The sequence below is a fragment of the Knoellia sp. AC549 genome (assembly GCF_979258975.1).
In genome coordinates this window covers 572,378-591,607 of sequence record NZ_OZ409890.1, presented here as the reverse complement: position 1 = coordinate 591,607, position 19,230 = coordinate 572,378, and the positions used below count along the sequence as shown (strand labels likewise).

Genomic DNA, 19,230 nt, shown 5'->3' with positions numbered 1-19,230 from the left:
TTGGCCGCATGGACATCATGAAGAGCATCGCGACGGACTACACCGTCCCCTCCCGCACGCGTGAGCGTCAGGGCGCACTGCCGACCCTCGCACCGTTCAGCGCTCCGGTCCAGGGGATCACTGTGTCCGCCGGCATGGCTGTCGCTGCCTTCGGCGCCGGCGTCCGCGCCGATGGTGCCTTCAACCCCACGGGTGACCTCTCCGCCTCCCTCCAGGCTTCGCCGCTGTAGACCACAGCAGCGACTGGCCTCGAGGCCGCGGAACCCACCCGGGATCCGCGGCCTTTTTCGTTTGTCGCTCGATCCACGGACAACACCCACATCAACCGATCGAACAACACGAACCCGCCCCGACCGGGCGGAGAAGGAGGTGACACTCGTGCAACTGACCGACCTCATCGATGCACAGGAGTGCACTGCCGATCTCGGTGACGCCGTGCCCTGTCGCGAGAACGACGCCGAGATCTGGTTCGCCGACACGCCCGTCGGTGTCGAGTTCGCCAAGACCCTCTGCGGGACCTGCCCCATCAAGAGCGCCTGCCTCGCGGGTGCCCTCGACCGGCAGGAGCCCTGGGGTGTCTGGGGTGGCGAGCTCTTCGAGCACGGCGTGGTGATCCCCCGCAAGCGGCCCCGGGGTCGCCCGCGCAAGGACACCGTGGCGGCATGACCTCGTCGTCGAACCGCACCTGACCTCATGACCACACCCTTGGATCCTTGGAGGAACCATGTACCGCAGGCGAATGCAGCAGGTTCGTCGCATCCTGCACGAGCGGAACGCGCACGATGCGCACCGCCGGGCGCAGGCGCACCTCGTGCGAGAGCGAACGCTCGCCGAGGTCCGCATGATCGTGCGATGACCGAGCGACTCGGCGCCGCCCCTGAACGCTGGGGGCGGCGTCGTTTCATGTCCGGGCACGGTTCGGGTTCGGGTTCCCCGAGCCGGTATGCCGCCGCCTTCCATTCCGTGAGACGCCCCACATCGCGAGTGGACCGGGAACCCACGCCGTGCTTCGCTCTACCCATGTCGTCGACCGCAGCCGCCCGGAATCTCCCGGTCATGCCCGCTGCCGTCACGTGTTGTCGCTGTTGCTGCTGACCCCGCACAGCCCCGGTCGCTGACCTGCCGCGACCCCCACGACGACACCCCTTGAGAGACTCCCATGACCCTTGCCCGTCCGACGTCGGCACTTCCCGGCGTCAGCACGTTCACCCCTGTCCAGCTCCTGCGCGTCGCCAGGCTCTTCGCCGCCGACCCCGACCTGCCCGACCTCCTGCCCGAGCGCCCAGAGGATCGGGGCGGGCGCCGGTGGCACCAGCTCGCCGAGACGCACCACCTTCAGCTCTGGGTCATCGAGTGGCCACCGGGTGCAAGCACCGGATTCCACGACCACGGTGGCTCGCGGGGTGCCTTCACGACCGTGCGGGGGGCCCTGACCGAACGTCAGGTCAGTCATGGAGAGCTCCACGCCCGCGTGCTGCCCGCTGGCGAGGGCCGGGCGTTCGGGGCCAACCACGTCCACGACGTCGTCAATGAGGGCGACAGTGCTGCGCTCAGCGTCCACGCCTACTCGCCGCGTCTGGACCAGATGACCCACTACGACCTCGTTCTCGGGCGACTCGTCCTCGCCGGCGTCGAGCAGCGTGGTGAGAGCTGGTGAGCGGCACGGGAATCGAGGACCAGCTGGCTCAGGCGCGCTCACGCCTCGACCGGTTGTCGGCACGGGCCGCCTGGCGTGAGGTTCGCTCGGGTGCTGCCTGGCTCGTCGACATCCGGCCTGCTGCACAGCGTGCGGAGGAGGGTAAGGTGGCACCGGGTCTGGCACCGTTGGTCATCGAGCGGAACGTGCTCGAGTGGCGCTTCGACCCGCGCCAAGATGCCGTGCTGCCGGGCGTCGACTTCGACACCCGCGTCATCGTCATGTGCCAGGAGGGCTACACCTCGAGCCTCGCGGCGGACGCCCTGCGCTCGCTGGGGCTGTCCCGCGCCACCGACCTCATCGGCGGTTTCGCGGCGTGGCGCGGACAGGGCCTCCCCGTCGCACGGCCCGCGATCCTCCTGCGGTCGTGAGCGCGTGCGGCAGGATGGCACCCATGGCCATCCAGATCCGCATCGCCCAGGACGAGACTGCCGACAAGGTGCTCAGCGAGGACCCGTTCGCGCTGCTGACCGGCATGCTGTTGGACCAGCAGTTCCCCATGGAGCGGGCCTTCGCCGGCCCCGCCAAGGTGCTGGAGCGTTTCGGCACGCTCGACCCGGCCGCGATCGCCGCAGCAGAGCCCGAGGCGTTCGCGGACCTCTGTGCGACGCCGCCGGCGGTGCACCGATATGGCCGCTCGATGGCGGGACGCATCCAGGCGCTCGCCGCCGTCGTGCGTGACGACTACGACGGTGACGCCAGCCGCATCTGGTCGCAGGCCACGACCGGGGCCGAGCTCTTCGCCCGCGTCATGAAGCTTCCCTGGTTTCGGTGAGCAGAAGGCCAAGATCTTCGTCGCCCTGCTCGCCAAGCAGCTCGGGGTGCGCCCCGACGGTTGGGGCGCGGTCTCGGGCGCCTACTCGGAGGAGGGCAGCTTCCGTTCCGTGGCCGACGTCGTCGATCCCGAGTCCCTCCAGAAGGTGCGCGACTTCAAGAAGGCGACCAAGGCGGCGGCCAAGGAAGCGAAGGGCTGAGCCACGCGGCATACGCCACTGCTGGTGTATGCCGTCCGCTCACCTCGGTGGCGGAACGGCGTCTTCGTCGATCCCGGGGGCGTGGGCGAAGACGAGGCCGCGCATCGGCACGGTGCCACCGATCTGGCAGAGCACGCCGATGCTGCCGAGCCAGACGCGGTGGATGAGGAGGTAGTCGGGTGGCAGGTTGAACTTCAGCCCCACGAGGAACTGCTCACGGCGGGGGTCCTGGATCGTCGCTGACACCGAGCGCAACCAGCCGCGGCTGAAGGTGAACGTCTCGCGCTGGAGGGGCTCGACGAACGTGCTCAGGTAGTGCAGCAGGGCGCTGTCGGACACCTCGACACCCGGGCGGATGAACCCGGCCCGGCGCAGGACCGCACCGAGTGCGGCCTCGTCTCCGGCCAGCGTGTGGGTGAGGATCTCACCCATGGCCGGGGGCATGCCGTGTGGCAGGCGGTTCACGGCCCCGAAGTCGAGGACGCCGAGACGCCCGTCGGGCGTGATTCGGAAGTTGCCCGGGTGCGGGTCCGCATGGAGGAGGCTGGCGCGGTTGGGGCCACGCAGCAGGAACTCGAGATAGAGGCTCGCGGCCTGGTCGCGTTCGGCGGGGGTGCCGTCCGAGATGATCTGCGAGAGGGGCCGGCCCTGCACCCACTCGGAGACGATGACCTGTGCGCTGTGGGCGAGGACGTCCGGGACGAAGACCTCGTCGTCGTCGCGGAACGCCTTGGCGAAGACCTTCTGGTGCCGGGCCTCGAGGTCGTAGTCGAGCTCCTCGCTCATGCGGCTGCGCACCTCGTCGAGGATCGGCCCCATGGCGATGCCCGGGATCCAGGCGCCGGCGAGCCGGGCCACCCGCGACAGCTGGGTGATGTCCGAGAGGAGGGCTGCCCCCGCGCCGGGGTACTGCACCTTGACCGCCACCTCCCGCCCGTCGCGCCACACCGCGCGGTGCACCTGACCGATCGACGCGGCGGCCACGGGTCGGTCCTCGAACGACCGGAACTTCGCGGTGCGCCAGCGGGGACCCAGCTGCTCGGCGAGGATCGCGTGCACCCGCTCGACCGCCATGGGCGGCGCGGCCTCCTGGAAGCTTGGTGAGGGTGGCCCGGTAGGGACCGGCGAGCTCCTCGGGCATGGCCGCCTCCATGACCGAGAGCGCCTGTCCGAACTTCATGGCGCCGCCCTTGAGCTCACCGAGCACGGCGAAGAGCTGCTCGGCGGTCCGGGTCTGGAGCTCAGCGGCGATGGCCTCGGCCGGTGCGCCTCCGACGCGACGACCCAGACCCACGGCCGCACGCCCGGCATGCCCCAGGGGCAGGCCGACGAGCTTGGCGGTGCGGGTCAGGGACCGCCGCGGGATGTCGCTCACCCGGCCATTGTGTCCTGACCACCTGAGGGCCGTGCGGCGGTCCCGGGAGCCGGGCAGTCGCTGCACATGGGGTGCCTTCCCCAGTGCCGGTGGGTGACGCTCGGACCCTTGACCTCGAGCTCGGTCGACACGCCGCTGAGATGGGTCGCACCGGCGATGGCCGCGAGGGTGACGCTGGCGGTGACGGCTGCCGTGAGCACCCCGAGGCCTCCGGCGGGCAGGGCCACGGGGTCGAGTGCGAAGCGGCCGACGGGCAGGGCGCCCACCGCGTCGAGGTCGTGGGCGGTCAACGCGCGGCAGCGCCAGCAGCCGCCGCGACCGGGGACGATGAGCGGGCCGACGACGGCGACCTGCCCGTCGCAGGTGACCGGGAGGTGGAGCACGCCGGCCCGGTGCCAGGGTGCAGTCGCCTCGACCGTGACCGTGTGGCTGCCCACGAGGACGACGGCCGCCGGACGCTCGCGTGGGCGGAGGCCGAGGTGGGCCTCGGCCGCGTCCGCGGCGTACGGCCCACCGTGCACGCGCGAGGCGCCGGCCAGGCGCAGCTGACGGCAGATCTCGTCGGGGAGGCCACCACGGCCGTCCACGACGATTGCCGGCTGGACCATCGATGCCTCCTTCAGAACGTGTGGTTCTCACAATCTGGCACAGCGCGAGGGAGGCACCCTTCCGTCATCCACAGGCCCGGACAACGCGGCGGCCCCCGGTGGGAACCGGGGGCCACAGGATGGTGCGGGTTGGCTGTGCGCTCAGGCCTTGCCGAGGATGCGGTTGAGGTTGGTCCCACAGACGGGGCACTTGCCCTTGGCCATGCGACGGCCGTTGTCGGAGACGACGACGTTGCCCTCGGCCTCGCGCTTCTCCTTGCACTTCACGCAGTAGAACTCGCCCTTGTAGGTCTCGTCTGCCATTGCATCTCCTTGGTCGTGGTGCCGCGGGACGCGGCGAGGACTCTTTCACCCTAGACCGCCTGAGCACGGATTCGTCCTGTGCCACGCACGACCGGGAGGGCCTGCGTCGTGCTCGTTCCCCTCGAACCAAACCTCAATCATCCCACCAGCCACCTGGGTCTCAATGAACACCTTCTGCCTCGTCGTCAGGTCTCCGTCGGCGCCGTAGCGTGGCTCCGGCAAATGTCGGTGCTCTGGCCTACCGTGGAAGCCGTGAGCACCGAGGACGTCGAGGTCCGACGCAGCCCGCGACGCCGCCGAACGGTCAGCGCCCGTCGCGAGAACGGTCGTGTGGTCGTGCTCATCCCCGCCTCGATGTCCCGCGCCGAGGAGCGCGTCTGGGTCGCCCGCATGCTCGACAAGCTCAAGGCGGGCGATCGACGTCGCCGGCAGAGCGACGAGGACCTCCTGGCCCGGGCGACCGACCTGTCCGATCGCTACCTGGGCGGGCACGCGCGACCACGCAGCATCCGGTGGGTCACCAACCAGCGATCACGATGGGGGAGCTGCACGCCGGCGGACGGGTCGATCCGCCTCTCCGACCGGCTCCAGGGGATGCCCCGCTACGTCGTCGACTACGTCATCCTGCACGAGCTCGCGCACCTGCTCGTCGCGGGTCACAACCGCGACTTCTGGACCCTTCTGCGGTCCTATCCCAAGCTGGAGCGCGCCCGCGGCTTCCTGGATGGTGTCGCCTTGGCCAAGGGCATCGACATCGCCGAGGACGACGACGTGGAGTCGGTCGAGGACGCGTCCGCGTGACCGCGCGCGCGACCGCGTGACCGAAGGGGGTCGTGGGTCAGAGGTCGAGCGCGCGACGGGCTGAGGTCACGAGCGCCGTCAGCTCGGCGCGGGTGCCCGTCGGCAGCGCCTCGGTCGACCACCACGCGACGTCGAGCGACTCCGCGCTGGGCGACGGGCTGACCGACCGGTCCACGATCGCGGCGTACCGCACGTCGAGGTGCTGCCGGCACCCGCCGAAGTCGCCGCTGAGGTCGTGCCGGTCGAGCTGGACCACGACCGGCTCGGGCGAGACCGACGCGATGCCGGACTCCTCACGTCCCTCGCGGGTCGCGGCGTGCCACAGGCTTTCGTCGTCGACCTCGAGGTGCCCACCGAACTGGAACCACTGCTGGGCTCGTCGATGGTGCGTGAGCAGCACGTGCCCTCCCTCGGGACTGATCACGAGGCAGCTGGCGGTGAGGTGGGCAGGTGGCCCAGCCTTCGCGACACCGTCGCCGTGTCGACCCAGATGGGCGAGGTATGCCGTCCGCAACCGTTCCTGAGTGGAGTCCGGCGCGCTCCAGGCAGCGAGCGTCTCGGTCGCGTCGGCGTGCAGGTGAGCGAAGGCGCGCTCGACCTCGGGGTCGAGCGAGTGCTCGTCGAACGCCTCGGTCACGAGCGGGCGGACCCGTCGGCGGACCCGCCGCTCGTGTCGTCCCGGAGCAGGGCATCCAGCTCCGCGTCGAAGGTGTCGCTGCCCGAGGCGACCGCGTTCTGGCGCTCGACGTAGCCCAGCGGGTCGTCGAGATCCGACGCCGACGGGGCGACGTCGGGGTGCGCCCAGGCGGCGTCGCGGGCATCGGCGCCGCCGGAGGCCTCCAGGGCGGCGAACAGGTTGGCGGCGTCCCGGAGCCGGCGTGGTCGCAGGTCCAGACCGACGAGCGCCGCAAAGGTCTTCTCGGCCGGGCCTCCGCTGGCTCGTCGCCGGCGGATGGCCTCACCGAGCGCGTCGGCCTGGGGGAGGTGCGGCGTCACCGCGGCGGCGGTCACGACGTCGACCCATCCCTCGACGAGGGCCAGGAGGGTCTCAAGACGCGTGAGGGCGGCCCTCTGGGTCTCGGACTGCTGGGGAGCGAACAGACGCCCGGCGAGGGCCTGCTGCATCGCCTCGGCGTCGGTGGGGTCGATCGAGCGCAGGCCCTCCTCGATGGCGTCGGTGTCGATGGTCGTGTCCCCGGCGTAGTCGCGCACGGCGGCCAGCAGCTGCGGAGCGAGCCAGGGGACGGCGTGGAAGAGGCGGGTCCGGGCACTCTCACGGACCGCGAGGAGCAGCCGGGCCTGCGGCTCGTCGATCTCCAGACCCTCGGCGAAGGCGGCGATGGCCTCCGGCATGAGGACCACGTCGGGCGCCGGGACGAGCGGCAACGACACCTCGCCGCCGGTGAGGATCTCGCCCGCGAGGGTGCCGACCGCCTGGCCGAGCTGGACCGAGAACATCGAGCCCTGCATGCGCCTCAGCATCGGACCCATCTGTCCCATCATCGCGGCCGGGTTCGTCCCCGGGGGGACGAGCCCTTCGGGCAGCCCCGCCTCGCCGAGGTCGCCGAGCTGCTTGGTGAGAGCGGCGCCCATCGCATCGCTGACACCGACCGCTATCGGGTCGACGAGCTCACGCCACACGGGCATGGTCGCCTCGACCCACTCGGCGCGGCTCCACGCCCGACCCGTGAGGCCGGAGTGATCGAGGTCCGTGACGGCGTCGAGCCAGAGGTTGGCCACATCGACCGCCTGACGTGCCTGCGCGTCGACAGACGTCGAGACGGTCGGGTCGCCCTGTGCCGCAACGGTCTTGCGCGCGATGTCGGTGGCCACAGAGGCGTCGACCGCGCCGGACTCGTCGGCTCCGGCGAACATCGACTGCACCTGCCCGGCGACCATCTGCAGCATCTGCGGATCGACCTTGTCCAGACCCATCCCGCGCAGCATCTCGACCATCTGCGGGTCGAGGTCCTGACCGCCGGTGAGGCCCTTCAGGACCTGCTCGAGCTCGGTCGGTAGGCCGGGCTCCTCGGGCTCGTCGGGGCGGTCCTGCGAATCGGTCACTGCGGGTCTCCTGGGGGCGGCGGTGAGAAGATGTGGTCTCATCAGTACCCAACCACGGATGACCCGGGGATAGTTCCGAGGAGGAACGTGTGGAGCACGACGTGACCGACGCGGCCGGAGCGACGACGGGCACCGTGACCCTGGCGCAGATCCGCGAGGAGCCGCTCTCCGTCGACGAGGTCCTCGCGTCCGTGCAGCACCCCACCTGTGGTGGCGTCACCGTCTTCGTGGGGATGGTGCGTGACCACGACCGGGGCCAGGACGTCGCCTCGCTCGACTACTCCGTGCATCCCACCGCACAGGCGCGGCTGACCGAGGTCTCCCACGTCGTCGCTGCCCGGTCCGGCGCAGTGCGGGTCGCCGCCCTGCACCGCAGCGGCCACCTCGAGATCGGCGACGTCGCGGTCGTCGTGGCGGCGTCCGCTCCCCACCGGGACGCCGCCTTCGCGGCCTGTCGCGACCTCATCGACACCCTCAAGTCCGAGGTGCCGATCTGGAAGCACCAGCACCTGGGTGCCGGTGGCACCGAATGGGTGGGTATGCCGTGAGCTCACCCGATCCTGCCGCTCCCGCGAGCGGCGCGGTTGGCCCTGCCACCACGCATCCGGCAGCCGCGGAGGCACCGGAGCCGAACCCCTACCTCGTGAGTCGGCGCAGCAGCGGACTGCTGACGATGCTCTTCGTGGTGATCGTCCTCGCCGCAGGCATCTCCTTCATCCCGCTGCCCTACGTCGTCCTGCAGCCGGGACCCATCACCAACACCCTCGGCCAGCTCGACGGCAAGCCCATCATCCAGGTCAAGGGCGCCGCGGCATACCCGGCCAAGGGCGCCCTGGACTTCACCACGGTTCGGATCAGCGGGGGACCGGGCCAGCGCGTCAATCCCTTCGACCTGGCGGTGGCCCGACTGCGCGACGAGGAGGAGATCTTCCCTCGCGAGGCGTACTACCCCGAGGAGACCACTCGCGAGGAGGTTCGACAGGAGAGCGCCGCCGAGATGGTGGACTCCCAGGAGGTGGCTGCCGCCATCGCCCTGCGCGAGACCGGACGCACGGTGCCCGAGCGTGTCGTCGTGTCCCAGGTCCCCGATGGTTCACCGGCCAAGGGTGTCCTCGAGGCAGGCGACGAGTTCGTGTCCGTCGCGGGGAGGCCCACCGCCGATGCTGCTGCGGTCCAGACGGCCGTGCGGGCGCAGAAGGCTGGCACCAAGGTCGCCATCGTGGTGAAGCGCCAGGGTGCGCAGAAGGCGCTGTCGGTGCCCACCCGGGACAACGGGGGGTACACGATCATCGGGGTCCTGCTCGGACGTGAGTACGACCTGCCGGTGGACGTCACGATCACGGCCGGGGGAGTCGGAGGGCCGTCCGCGGGGACGATGTTCACCCTGGCGGTCTATGACGTCCTCACTCCCGGAGACCTCACCGGGGGCAAGCGCATCGCCGGCACGGGGACCATGGAGCCCGACGAGTCCGTGGGCCCGATCGGTGGCATCCGGCAGAAGCTGCACGGGGCTCGCGACGGCGGAGCCGACTTCTTCCTGGCGCCTGCGGACAACTGTGACGAGGTCGTCGACCACGTCCCTGACGGACTCACCGTCGTGCGGATCGGCACCTTCGACGACGCACTCGGAGCAGTCAGGGCCATTGCCGCCGGCAAGGCCGACTCGCTCCCCACCTGCTCGTAGCGCTGATCGTCCGGGCGCCGGTCAGCTGGTCAGGGTGGCCCGCAGCGCTGCCACGAGCCCCGGTGCGAGGTCGCTCCCCGTCGCCACCCGGTCGTCGCGGTCGTGCTCGCGCTGCCGGAGCAGGCAGATGGTGCGACCGTCCCGGGTCACCGCTGCCAGCAGCCGCACGTCCCGGCGGTCGGGGTGCTCGGCCAGGGCGGCCACCGCGGCCTCGTGGTCGTCGGGCAGGTCCCGCTCGGCCTCCGGCGGGACGACGAGCCGCTCGACGACGATGGCGCAGCCCTCGACCGTGTCGGGCCACGCGATCTGACCGAGCAGGCTCTCGATCGAGTCGGTCGTGGGCAGGTCCTCCTGCTCGATGGCCGTGAGGGCGCCGTCGATCTGGTCCGACACGGTGAGCCCGTTGGCGAGCTGGGGCTCACGCTCGAGCAGGTCGGCGGTCGGCACGAGTGCGAAGAGCCGTGGTGGCTGGTCCCATCCGTTCGACGCGACATGGCGCTCGGTGTCGAGGGCGGCGAGGGAGAGCGGGTCCGTCACAGGCTGCGGGGCTGAGGTCACGAACCCATCGTGCCGCACCCATGTTCGCCATATATGTTGGCCCTCCAGCCCGGGCGGTGCCCGGGGAGGCACGGACGTGGAGTCAGCACAAGTGAGCCGGTCAGAGTGGTTCGACGGGATCAACCCCGACGACGCAGGCAAGGGCCCCGGCGCGTCCGGGCCCGGCGAACCCGGACGGTCCTCCCGTCCTGGCGGCCCGGCAGCCGGCGGGGCCGGCTTCGGTGGCCAGGGTCGCCCTCGAGGCGCGGGAACGCCCCCGCGGCGCGGACCGCTCGGCACGACGCTCGCCATCCTCGCGGGACTCGTCATCCTCGCGCTCATGGCGGCCGGCATCCTCACCGACCTCTGGTGGTTCGACTCCGTCGGCTTCCGCGACGTCTTCATGACCCAGCTCGGCACGAGGGCGCTGCTGTTCATCACGGCCTTCATCCTCACTGCCGGTGCGGTGGCGGCAAGTCTCGTCACGGCATACCGGACTCGCCCCCTGCGCATCACCCCCTCGCCCTCTGCGCAGGTGCTCGACCAGTACCGGCAGGTCCTCGACCCGTTGCGCCGTCTCGCGACGGTCGTCATCCCCTCCGTGCTCGGGCTGCTCGCCGGCGCCGCCGCGATGGGCGCGTGGCGCACGTTCCTGCTGTGGCGCAACGCTGTCCCCTTCGGCGTCAAGGATCCGCAGTTCGGCCTCGACGTCGGCTTCTTCGTGTTCACGCTGCCGTGGCTGCGCTTCCTCGTCAGCTTCTTCACCGTCATCCTGCTGCTGGCGCTCATCGCGGCGGCCTTCACGCACTACGTCTACGGCGGTCTTCAGCTCCCGGGTCGTGGCACGACCACTCGAGCCGCCTTCATCCAGATCGCGACGATCGCCTCGCTCCTGGCGCTCGTGCGGGCAGCGGCCTACTGGCTCGACCGCTACAGCCTCACGACGCACGAGTCGAGGCTGATCACCGGCATCACCTACACCGACGCCAACGCCGTCCTGCCCATCAAGGCGATCCTCGCGGTCGCGACGGTGATGTGCGCGGGCTTCTTCATCGCGGCGATCTGGACCCGCAGCTGGCGACTGCCCCTCATCGGCGTCGGGCTGCTCACGGTCCTCTCCGTGGTCGCCGGAGGGCTCTACCCTGCGGCCGTGCAGTCGCTCAAGGTCCGCCCGTCGGAGAAGTCTCTCGAGGCCATGTACATCCAGCGCAACATCGACGCGACTCGAGCCGCATTCGCCATCGACGGGATCAAGAAGACGCCCTACGCAGCCACCACCGACGCGGCGCCCGGCCAGCTGCGCGAGGACGCCCAGACGATCCCCGGGATCCGGCTCGTCGACCCCAACGTGGTCTCCCCGACCTTCCGGCAGTTCGAGGGCCTGCGCCAGTACTACGCGTTCCCCGACATCCTCGACGTCGACCGGTATGCCGTCGACGGCAAGAAGAGCGACTCGATCGTCGCCGTCCGTGAGCTCAACCTCGAGGGGGTGCCCGCGGGGCAGCGCAACTGGCTCAACGACCACACGGTCTACACCCACGGCTTCGGGTTCATCGGTGCCTACGGCAACAAGCGCACGAGCGAGGGTGACCCGCAGTTCTTCTCCAACGGCTTCTCCACCAAGGGGCCCATGGGTGTCGAGTACGAACCGCGCATCTACTTCGGCGAGCAGTCCCCGCCGTACTCGATCGTCGGTGCACCCGCGGGTGCCAAGCCGCGGGAGTTCGACTTCCCCGACGACAAGGGTGAGGGAGGGCAGGCCAACAACACCTTCGAGGGCGACGGTGGGGTCGAGATCGGCTCCTTCGTCCGCAAGCTCGCGTATGCCGTGAAGTACCGCGAGCCCAAATTCCTCCTGTCCGACGCGGTGAACGAGGAGTCACGCATCCTCGACCACCGTCAGCCTCGCGAGCGCATCGAGCGAGTGGCCCCGTGGCTCACCATCGACGGCAACGCCTACCCGGCCGTCGTGGATGGTCGGATCAAGTGGATCGTCGACGGCTACACCACGACGGCCCGCTACCCCAACAGCAAGCTCGCCGAGCTTCTCCGACGCGACCTCCGACTCCGTGAGCGCCAACTCCCGGGTCGTCGTCGCCGGCGCAGGCCAGGTCAACTACATCCGCAACTCGGTCAAGGCCACGGTCGACGCGGCCGACGGCTCCGTCAAGCTCTATGGCTGGGACACGACCGACCCGATCCTCAAGGCGTGGAGCAAGGCCTTCCCCGGATCGGTCTCCCCGCTCTCCGAGATGTCCTCGCAGCTCATGTCGCACGTGCGCTACCCGCAGGACCTGTTCAAGGTCCAGCGCCAGCTCCTGTCGAGCTACCACGTGACCGACGCGAACTCCTTCTACGGAGGTGGTGACTTCTGGCGGGTCCCCAAGGACCCGACCCACGCGACCCAGGACCAGCCGGTCTACTACCAGTCCCTGGCGATGCCGGACCAGACGACGCCCGCGTTCTCGTTGACGACGACGTTCATCCCCTCGGGCACCGGCCGTGAGATCCTGCGCGGGTTCCTGGCCGTGGACGCGGACGCCGGCACGACTGCGGGCAAGCCCGCTGGCACCTATGGCGCGATGAGGCTGCTCGAGCTGCCACGCAACTCGGCGGTGGACGGGCCCGGTCAGGTCCAGAACCAGATCGAGGTCTCGACGGCTCGGTCACAGAGCCCGACCGAGCCCCTCAACCTCAGCCAGTTCATCGCGCAGAACCGACAGTCGGGCAAGCAGCTGACCTACGGCAACCTGCTCACCCTGCCCGTCGGCGAAGGGTTGCTCTACGTGCAACCGATGTATGTCCAGGCCTCGCGTGAGGGTGGCTCGTTCCCGCAGAACAAGGCCACCGTGGCGGTGTTCGGCAAGCGGATCGCCTGGGGCGAGACGCTCGACCAGGCCCTCGACGGCCTCTTCGGGGGCAACTCGGGAGCGAGTGCGGGAGACAGCGGCTCCACTCCGGGAGCGACGCCACCGACCACGGGCGGGACACCGCCGCCGACGTCGACCCCGACCGCCCAGCTGGCCGCGGTCATCCGTGACATCGAGGCGGCGAACGCGGCAGGACAGGCGGCGCTCAAGAAGGGTGACTTCGCGGCATACGGGCTGGCCCAGAAGGATCTGCAGGACGCCATCGCCCGAGCCGCGGCCATCAGCCCGCAGCTCACCGCGACGCCGGCCCCGGGCGGCTCAGCCACCCCGACGCCGACGCCCACATCGACACCGACGGGGAGCCCGACGCCGACCCCAACCCCTTCTCCCTGACCGGATTTGGCGCTCAGCCAACCGTCCCGTAACCTAGGGGATACCGAGAGGCCGCAAGGTCACTCACCCGACGCGGGGTGGAGCAGCTCGGTCAGCTCGCCGGGCTCATAACCCGGAGGTCGCAGGTTCAAATCCTGCCCCCGCTACTTCTCTTCAGGCCCGGAATCCTCGGATTCCGGGCCTGAAGGCGTTTCTGCCTGACGACCCCTAGCGCGTCGATCCCGCGGTCCCCGCAAGCGCGTCGTGCCTGTCACCCCCGCTCCCCGCCTCGTCCTGGAGCCGGTAGAATGAAGGCGTCACCAGAGGTCTGGTGCAGCTCACCACAACGGCGTGTCGTCCCCGGACGACTCGCCGTTTCCTGAATCTAGCGCCTCGTGCGACGAGCCCGAGGTGCCTGGGAGGCACAGCATGGCCCCGCATCGCGTCGTCGTCATCGGATCCGGCTTCGGCGGGCTCTTCGGCACGCAGGCCCTCAGGCGTCGCGACGACGTCGAGATCACCCTCGTGGCAAAGACGTCCCACCACCTCTTCCAGCCACTCCTCTACCAGGTCGCCACGGGCATCCTCTCCGAGGGCGGGATCTCCCCGAGCACCCGCGAGATCCTCGCCAGGCAGAAGAACGCGCGCGTCATCCTCGGCACGGTCACCGCCATCGACCTGGAGGCCAAGACGGTGACGAGTGAGGTCCTCGGCCGCGAGACCGTCACGCCGTTCGACACGCTCCTCGTCGCGGCCGGCGCCGGGCAGTCCTACTTCGGCAACGACCAGTTCGCCGAGTACGCCCCGGGCATGAAGAGCATCGATGACGCCCTCGAGCTGCGTGGCCGCATCTTCGGTGCGTTCGAGTGGGCCGAGCTGGCCACCGCCCCCGCGGAGCGCGACCGCTACCTCACCTTCGTCGTCGTGGGTGCCGGGCCCACGGGGGTCGAGATGGCCGGACAGATCGCCGAGCTCGCTCACCGCACCCTCAGGCGCGACTTCCGGTCGATCGACCCACGGCAGGCCCGGATCGTGCTGCTCGACGCCGCACCCCAGGTGCTGCCCTCCTTCGGCGACCGGCTGGGAGGCGCCGCCAGGAACCGCCTCACCAAGATGGGCGTCGAGGTCGAGCTCGGCACCAAGGTCGTCGGCGTCGACTCCACCGGCATCGACATCGAGAAGTCCGACGGGACCCGGGCGCGCATCGAGGCCATGACCAAGGTCTGGGCCGCCGGCGTCCAGGGCTCCGAGCTCGGGGCGATGCTCGCGGCCCAGTCCGACGCCGAGCTCGACCGCGCGGGGCGCGTCAGGGTCAACCCCGACCTCACGCTCCCGGGCCGACCGGACGTCTATGTCGTCGGTGACATGGCCTCGCTGGACAACCTGCCCGGTGTCGCCCAGGTCGCGATCCAAGGAGCTCGCTACGCGGCCAAGCACCTCATGGCGCGCCTCGACGGCAAGCCGGCACCGGCGTCCTTCTCGTACTTCGACAAGGGCTCGATGGCCACGATCTCGCGCTTCAGCGCCGTCGCGAGTGTGGGGAAGCTCCGGTTCTCCGGGTTCCTCGCCTGGGTGCTGTGGCTCGCGATCCACATCGTCTACCTCATCGGCTTCAAGCAGCGCATCACCACGCTGCTGCACTGGGGGGTGAGCTTCATCGGCCGTGGTCGCTCGGAGCGCACGGTGACCGCGCAGCAGATCCTCGCGCGCAACATCATTCGCACGATGGATCCCCAGGACCTGCCGAAGCTCCCCGTGGTCGCGTCCGACCACGCCACCCCGGCGCCGCAGCCGGCAGCGACGTCATCGGCACCCGGATCGGCGACAGCGGTCGCAGCGGCAAAGGCGAGCGAGGAAGGCGGCCCCGGCGCCACGTAGGGTGGCGCCATGCCGCTCGACTACCCGGTCCACGAGCGCACGCTGCCCAACGGACTGCGTGTCGTCGTCTCCCCGGACCCCAGCGTCCCCAACGTCACCCTCAACATCTGGGTGGGAGTCGGCTCACGCCACGAAGCCAGCGGCCGCACCGGTTTCGCGCACCTGTTCGAGCACCTCATGTTCCAGGGCTCGCGTGGTGTCGCTAGCGGGGAGCACTTCGAGGCACTGATGGCGCAGGGTGGTCGCCTCAACGCCACGACGTGGTTCGACCGCACCAACTACTTCGAGACCGTCCCCAAGGGCGCCCTCGAGCTCGCCCTGTGGCTCGAGGCCGACCGCCACGGGCACCTGCTCGATGCCGTGAACCAGGCCAACCTGGACAACCAGCGGGACGTCGTCAAGGAGGAGAAGCGGCAGCGCTACGACAACCAGCCCTACGGCAACGCCCTCATCGACGTCTATGCCGCGGTCTTCCCCGAGGGACACCCGTACCACCACTCGACGATCGGGTCGATGCAGGACCTCGATACCGCGAGCGTCGAGGACGTGCACGCCTTCTTCCGCCTTCACTACGCCCCTGACAACACCGTGCTCACCCTGTGTGGTGACATCACCCCCGACGAGGGGTTCGCGCTCGTGGAGCGCTATCTCGGCTCGATCGAGCCACATCCACAACCGCGTCGGGGACCGGTCGAAGCGCTGCCTCCGCTTCCCGCGCCGGTGCGGGTCGAGCGCCGTGAGGACGTGCCGAACGACCGGCTGCACATCGCCTTCCGGCTGCCGGTCGACGAGACCGAGGAGTTCAACGCGGCCAGCCTCGCCCTGGACGCCCTCGGGGGCCTCGCGTCGTCCCGTCTGGTCCGGCGCCTGGTCCGCAAGGAGCAGACGGCTCTGGGCGCCCACGCGACCGCATGGGGCTTCGTCGACGGCGTCTCGCTCGGGTTCATCGTCGTCGACATCGCCTCCGATGCTGAGACCGACGAGGTCGAGGTGGCGCTGCTCGAGGAGCTCGAACGGTTCGCTGTCGAGGGCCCCACCGTGGCCGAGATGGAGGCCGCCCTGGCCCAGGCCGAGCGATCGTGGCTGTCGATGCTGGCGAGCCAGGAGGAGCGTGCGGACGCCCTGTCGCACTACACGCTGCTCCACGGCGAACCCCGGCTCGTCAACACCCATCTCGACCGCCTGCGCGCCATCACCCCGGAGCAGGTGCGGGCCGCGGCCGCGCGGTGGTTGCGCCCCGAGAGCCGCGCCGTGGTCGCCTACCGCGCTGACATCGAGTCCGAAGAGGTCGCATGAAAATCACGACAGTTCCCCGGCCCGATGTCGCCCCACCCGAGCCGTGGGCCTTCCCGTTGCCGGACGAGACGGTGACGGACAACGGCATACGCCTTCTGTCGTATGCCGTCCCCGGCCAGTACGTCCTGTCGGTGCGGCTCGTCGTGCCACTTGCGCTCGCCGACGAGCCGGCGGATCGCGAGGGTGTCGCAGCCATGACGGCCCGCCTCCTCGACGAGGGCACGGCACGCCACTCCAGCGACGAGTTCGCGGAGCTCATGGAGCGCACCGGCATGGTGCTCGGTGCGTCGGTGACCGACGGCGCGCTGAGTGTCGACGTCGACGTGCCCCAGCGGTTCCTCCCGGCGGCGCTGGACCTCTTGCGCCAGGCGCTGGCCGAGCCGGTCTTCCCGGAGGCCGAGGTGCGCCGCATCCTGCGCAGCCGCCTCGCGGAGATCGAGCAGGAGCGTGCGTCAGCCCCCCACCGGGCGGCCCGGGAGCTCACCGCGAACCTGTGGGCTCCCACCGAGCGGGCCTCACGCCCGACGGCCGGGACCCCCGAGTCGATCGCGGCCATGGCCCGCGAGGACGTCGTGGCATTCCACCGTGCCCACGTCGGACCCCGGGGCGCCACCCTCGTCGTCGCCGGTGACCTCACGGGCATCGACGTGCCCGAGACCGTGGCGGTCGGGCTCGGCGGCTGGGTCAACCCGCATCACGTCCCCGCCACGCCGGCGCAGGCGCCGGTGCCCACCGGTGGCGGCACCCGGGTGGTGCTCGTCGATCGCCCCGGCTCGGTGCAGAGCGAGCTGTCCGTCGCCGTGCCGGGACCCGATCGCTCGGTCGGCACGGGCTGGGACCCCTATCCCGTGCTGTCGTTCATCATCGGTGGCTCGCCCAGCGCCCGCGTAGATGCCGTGCTCCGGGAGGACAAGGGCTACACCTACGGCATCCGGGCCAGCTTCCGCCCGCGGGCTCGTGGTGGCTCGTTCATCACGGCTGGCTCCGTGCGCGCCGACGCGACCGTCGATGCCTTGCGTCTCCTTGTGGACATTCTTGACGAGGCGCGGGCCGGCTTCTCCGACAAGGAGATCCGCTCGGGTGTCGACTACGTCGTGCAGACGGCGCCCGGCCGCTACGCCACGGCTGACGCGGTCGCCGACGAGGCCTCGGCGCTCGCCATCGAGGGCCTCCCGCTCGACTTCCAGACCACGACACTGCAACGCATGGGTGCCCTCGACGACGCACGTCTGACGGCGGCATACAACGACGTCGTCACGGGGGAGTGGCTCATCGTCGTCGTCGGTGACGCGGCCCTTCTGCGAGAGGGCATCGAAGGACTCGCGCTGGGCCCGGTCACTGTCCTGCCCAACTGACCGGTCCCGCCTCCCGGCCGGCAGGTCACAGGCCGATGCGGGCCATGACCTCGTCGTGGAGCAGCCCGTTGGTCGCGACGGCGTTGCCCCCGAAGGGACCGTCCTCGCCCCGCAGTGAGGTGAACCGCCCGCCGGCCTCGGTGACGATCGGGACGAGGGCCACCATGTCGTGGAGGTTGAGCTCGGGCTCGGCCGCGATGTCGACGGCACCCTCGGCCAGCAGCATGTAGGACCAGAAGTCGCCGTAGGCGCGCTCGCGCCAGCAGTCCCGGGCCAGGTCCAGGAAGGCCTGCTGACGGCCCACCGCCTCCCACGACGACGACGAGCTGTAGGACAGCGACGCGTCGGCGACCGCCGAGACCTTCGAGACCGAGATGCGCTTGGCGGAGGTCAGGCTGCGGCCAGCCCAGGCCCCGCTGCCGAGAGCCGCCCACCAGCGCCGGTTCAGGGCGGGTGCCGCCACCAGACCGAGCACCGGCCTGCCGTCGTCGATGAGCCCGATGAGCGTGCCCCAGACAGGCACCCCTCGCACGAAGTTGTGGGTCCCGTCGATGGGGTCGATGACCCACTGGCGCGGGCCGTGCCCGGTCGGCTCCATCTCCTCGCCGATCACGGCGTCCCGTGGCCGGGTTCGCTTCAGCTGGGAGCGCACCAGCTCCTCCGCCGTCCGGTCGGCGTCACTGACCAGTGTCAGGTCAGGCTTGGACTCCACGTGCAGGTCCTCGGCACGAAAGCGGGAGACCGTCACTCGCTCCACGGCGTCCGCGAGGACATGGGCTAGTCGCAGGTCGTCGTCATAGGTCGGCACGTCCGTCACCGTAGCCCCTTGCAACGGTCACAATCGGGTCTCGGGTCGGTCACGCCTCTCCCGCCAGTCGCACTTGTGGTCTTTCATGGGGACCGCGTGCCCTTCCGGGGCATGCGGGGGCCTCCCGACCGGGACCGGCTCTCACTTGATGTCCGTTCACTTCCCTGGGCGGCTCTACACGTAGGAGGACATCCATGCGAGGAACCACTCGCACGGTGGCCGTTGCCGGTATTTCGGCGGCAGCCCTGCTTCTCGCCGGTTGCGGCGGCGGCGGCGAAGAAGAGACCCCTGACGCGACGGCCAAGGCCGGCGGCGACATCTCCGTGGAAGGCTGCAGCCCGCAGAACCCCCTGATCCCGAGCAACACGTCCGAGACGTGTGGCGGCAACGTCCTCGACCTCGTCACGGCCAAGCTCGTGTCGTACGCCACCAAGGACGCGAAGCCCCAGATGGACATCGCCGAGTCGATCACGACGTCGGACAACCAGAACTTCGAGGTCAAGCTCAAGAAGGGCTACAAGTTCCACGACGGCACCGAGGTCAAGGCGAAGAACTTCGTCGACGCCTGGAACTACGCCGCGTACTTCCCCAACGGCCAGGGCGCGTCCT

Annotated in this window: 18 protein-coding genes, 1 tRNA gene and 3 pseudogenes; 15 read left to right on the top strand and 7 right to left on the bottom strand. The window is 70.2% G+C overall.

What is annotated here, in order from left to right; genetic code table 11:
- Positions 1 to 8 precede the first annotated feature (8 nt).
- The 5 genes and pseudogenes from ACZZ98_RS02820 to ACZZ98_RS02800 all read left to right on the top strand — a co-directional run bounded on the left by ACZZ98_RS02820 (position 9) and on the right by ACZZ98_RS02800 (position 2,670).
- The gene (locus ACZZ98_RS02820; protein WP_463514847.1) at positions 9 to 230 is read left to right on the top strand and encodes a hypothetical protein; all 222 of its coding nucleotides are present in this window, start codon (positions 9 to 11) and stop codon (positions 228 to 230) included.
- A gap of 148 nt (positions 231 to 378) precedes the next feature.
- Positions 379 to 666, top strand: a complete 288-nt coding sequence (locus ACZZ98_RS02815; protein ID WP_380085480.1) for a WhiB family transcriptional regulator — start codon at positions 379 to 381, stop codon at positions 664 to 666.
- 493 nt (positions 667 to 1,159) lie between these two features.
- Positions 1,160 to 1,657: a cysteine dioxygenase gene (locus tag ACZZ98_RS02810; RefSeq protein WP_463514846.1), complete on the top strand. Its 498-nt coding sequence runs from the start codon at positions 1,160 to 1,162 to the stop codon at positions 1,655 to 1,657.
- Positions 1,654 to 2,067: a rhodanese-like domain-containing protein gene (locus ACZZ98_RS02805; protein ID WP_463514845.1), complete on the top strand. Its 414-nt coding sequence runs from the start codon at positions 1,654 to 1,656 to the stop codon at positions 2,065 to 2,067. The genes ACZZ98_RS02810 and ACZZ98_RS02805 overlap by 4 nt, the downstream gene beginning before the upstream one ends.
- 23 nt (positions 2,068 to 2,090) lie before the next feature.
- Positions 2,091 to 2,670 (top strand): annotated as a pseudogene (locus ACZZ98_RS02800) (HhH-GPD-type base excision DNA repair protein).
- Between the two features lie 39 nt (positions 2,671 to 2,709).
- On the opposite strand, the gene ACZZ98_RS02795 reads toward ACZZ98_RS02800, so the two are convergent.
- The 3 genes from ACZZ98_RS02795 to ACZZ98_RS02785 form a co-directional block, all read right to left on the bottom strand.
- On the bottom strand, positions 2,710 to 3,744 hold the full coding sequence (locus ACZZ98_RS02795) for an ABC1 kinase family protein (RefSeq protein ID WP_463514844.1): 1,035 nt from the start codon (positions 3,742 to 3,744) through the stop codon (positions 2,710 to 2,712).
- A 297-nt stretch (positions 3,745 to 4,041) separates the two neighbouring features.
- Positions 4,042 to 4,653: a hypothetical protein gene (locus ACZZ98_RS02790; RefSeq protein ID WP_463514843.1), complete on the bottom strand. Its 612-nt coding sequence runs from the start codon at positions 4,651 to 4,653 to the stop codon at positions 4,042 to 4,044.
- A 141-nt stretch (positions 4,654 to 4,794) separates the two neighbouring features.
- A complete protein-coding gene (locus tag ACZZ98_RS02785) occupies positions 4,795 to 4,956 on the bottom strand; it encodes a DUF5679 domain-containing protein (RefSeq protein ID WP_009775774.1) in 162 nt (53 codons plus the stop codon).
- A 252-nt stretch (positions 4,957 to 5,208) separates the two neighbouring features.
- On the opposite strand from ACZZ98_RS02785, the gene ACZZ98_RS02780 reads away from it, so the two are divergent.
- A complete protein-coding gene (locus ACZZ98_RS02780; protein WP_463514842.1) occupies positions 5,209 to 5,757 on the top strand; it encodes a M48 metallopeptidase family protein in 549 nt (182 codons plus the stop codon).
- Between the two features lie 37 nt (positions 5,758 to 5,794).
- Here ACZZ98_RS02780 and ACZZ98_RS02775 read toward each other — a convergent pair whose 3' ends face one another.
- Together ACZZ98_RS02775 and ACZZ98_RS02770 are read right to left on the bottom strand one after the other, a co-directional pair.
- Positions 5,795 to 6,394 carry an NUDIX hydrolase gene (locus ACZZ98_RS02775; RefSeq protein WP_463514841.1) on the bottom strand — a complete coding sequence of 200 codons (600 nt, stop codon included), beginning with the start codon at positions 6,392 to 6,394 and terminating at the stop codon, positions 5,795 to 5,797.
- A complete protein-coding gene (locus tag ACZZ98_RS02770) occupies positions 6,391 to 7,821 on the bottom strand; it encodes a zinc-dependent metalloprotease (protein ID WP_463514840.1) in 1,431 nt (476 codons plus the stop codon). The genes ACZZ98_RS02775 and ACZZ98_RS02770 overlap by 4 nt, the downstream gene beginning before the upstream one ends.
- Positions 7,822 to 7,910: 89 nt before the next feature.
- Between ACZZ98_RS02770 and ACZZ98_RS02765 the strand changes: the two genes are divergently transcribed.
- Both ACZZ98_RS02765 and ACZZ98_RS02760 read left to right on the top strand, forming a co-directional pair.
- Positions 7,911 to 8,369: a molybdenum cofactor biosynthesis protein MoaE gene (locus ACZZ98_RS02765; protein WP_463514839.1), complete on the top strand. Its 459-nt coding sequence runs from the start codon at positions 7,911 to 7,913 to the stop codon at positions 8,367 to 8,369.
- Positions 8,366 to 9,505: a YlbL family protein gene (locus tag ACZZ98_RS02760; protein ID WP_463514838.1), complete on the top strand. Its 1,140-nt coding sequence runs from the start codon at positions 8,366 to 8,368 to the stop codon at positions 9,503 to 9,505. Before ACZZ98_RS02765 ends, ACZZ98_RS02760 begins: the two co-directional genes overlap by 4 nt.
- Before the next feature lie 21 nt (positions 9,506 to 9,526).
- On the opposite strand, the gene ACZZ98_RS02755 is transcribed toward ACZZ98_RS02760, so the two are convergent.
- Positions 9,527 to 10,063, bottom strand: coding sequence for a PPA1309 family protein (locus ACZZ98_RS02755; RefSeq protein WP_463514837.1), 537 nt, complete (start codon positions 10,061 to 10,063; stop codon positions 9,527 to 9,529).
- A gap of 319 nt (positions 10,064 to 10,382) precedes the next feature.
- Between ACZZ98_RS02755 and ACZZ98_RS02750 the strand changes: the two are divergent.
- The 6 genes and pseudogenes from ACZZ98_RS02750 to ACZZ98_RS02725 all read left to right on the top strand — a co-directional run.
- Positions 10,383 to 12,020 (top strand): annotated as a pseudogene (locus ACZZ98_RS02750) (UPF0182 family protein); the annotation flags it as partial.
- Positions 12,016 to 13,305 (top strand): UPF0182 family protein, encoded by a 1,290-nt coding sequence (locus ACZZ98_RS02745; protein ID WP_463514836.1) that lies wholly within the window; start codon positions 12,016 to 12,018, stop codon positions 13,303 to 13,305. The pseudogene ACZZ98_RS02750 and the gene ACZZ98_RS02745, both read left to right, overlap by 5 nt.
- Positions 13,306 to 13,376: 71 nt before the next feature.
- Positions 13,377 to 13,451, top strand: a tRNA-Met gene (locus ACZZ98_RS02740).
- A 262-nt stretch (positions 13,452 to 13,713) separates the two neighbouring features.
- Positions 13,714 to 15,162: an NAD(P)/FAD-dependent oxidoreductase gene (locus ACZZ98_RS02735; RefSeq protein ID WP_463514835.1), complete on the top strand. Its 1,449-nt coding sequence runs from the start codon at positions 13,714 to 13,716 to the stop codon at positions 15,160 to 15,162.
- A gap of 9 nt (positions 15,163 to 15,171) precedes the next feature.
- Positions 15,172 to 16,458, top strand: coding sequence for a M16 family metallopeptidase (locus ACZZ98_RS02730; protein WP_463514834.1), 1,287 nt, complete (start codon positions 15,172 to 15,174; stop codon positions 16,456 to 16,458).
- A complete protein-coding gene (locus ACZZ98_RS02725; protein WP_463514833.1) occupies positions 16,455 to 17,813 on the top strand; it encodes a M16 family metallopeptidase in 1,359 nt (452 codons plus the stop codon). The genes ACZZ98_RS02730 and ACZZ98_RS02725 overlap by 4 nt, the downstream gene beginning before the upstream one ends.
- Positions 17,814 to 17,838: 25 nt before the next feature.
- Here ACZZ98_RS02725 and hisN read toward each other — a convergent pair whose 3' ends face one another.
- Positions 17,839 to 18,621, bottom strand: coding sequence for a histidinol-phosphatase (gene hisN / locus ACZZ98_RS02720; RefSeq protein ID WP_463514832.1), 783 nt, complete (start codon positions 18,619 to 18,621; stop codon positions 17,839 to 17,841).
- Between the two features lie 194 nt (positions 18,622 to 18,815).
- On the opposite strand from hisN, the pseudogene ACZZ98_RS02715 reads away from it, so the two are divergent.
- A pseudogene (locus tag ACZZ98_RS02715) lies at positions 18,816 to 19,214 on the top strand (ABC transporter substrate-binding protein); the annotation flags it as partial.
- Positions 19,215 to 19,230 lie beyond the last annotated feature (16 nt).

What these genes read in the sequence shown, in the direction of transcription:
- ACZZ98_RS02745 (WP_463514836.1), top strand. Translation starts at nt 12,016, where the DNA reads ATGGTCGGATCAAGTGGATCGTCGACGGCTACACCACGACGGCCCGCT.
- ACZZ98_RS02820 (WP_463514847.1), top strand. Translation starts at nt 9, where the DNA reads ATGGACATCATGAAGAGCATCGCGACGGACTACACCGTCCCCTCCCGC.
- ACZZ98_RS02785 (WP_009775774.1), bottom strand. Translation starts at nt 4,956, where the DNA reads ATGGCAGACGAGACCTACAAGGGCGAGTTCTACTGCGTGAAGTGCAAG.
- ACZZ98_RS02810 (WP_463514846.1), top strand. Translation starts at nt 1,160, where the DNA reads ATGACCCTTGCCCGTCCGACGTCGGCACTTCCCGGCGTCAGCACGTTC.
- ACZZ98_RS02730 (WP_463514834.1), top strand. Translation starts at nt 15,172, where the DNA reads ATGCCGCTCGACTACCCGGTCCACGAGCGCACGCTGCCCAACGGACTG.
- ACZZ98_RS02735 (WP_463514835.1), top strand. Translation starts at nt 13,714, where the DNA reads ATGGCCCCGCATCGCGTCGTCGTCATCGGATCCGGCTTCGGCGGGCTC.
- ACZZ98_RS02795 (WP_463514844.1), bottom strand. Translation starts at nt 3,744, where the DNA reads ATGGCGGTCGAGCGGGTGCACGCGATCCTCGCCGAGCAGCTGGGTCCC.
- ACZZ98_RS02725 (WP_463514833.1), top strand. Translation starts at nt 16,455, where the DNA reads ATGAAAATCACGACAGTTCCCCGGCCCGATGTCGCCCCACCCGAGCCG.
- ACZZ98_RS02790 (WP_463514843.1), bottom strand. Translation starts at nt 4,653, where the DNA reads ATGGTCCAGCCGGCAATCGTCGTGGACGGCCGTGGTGGCCTCCCCGAC.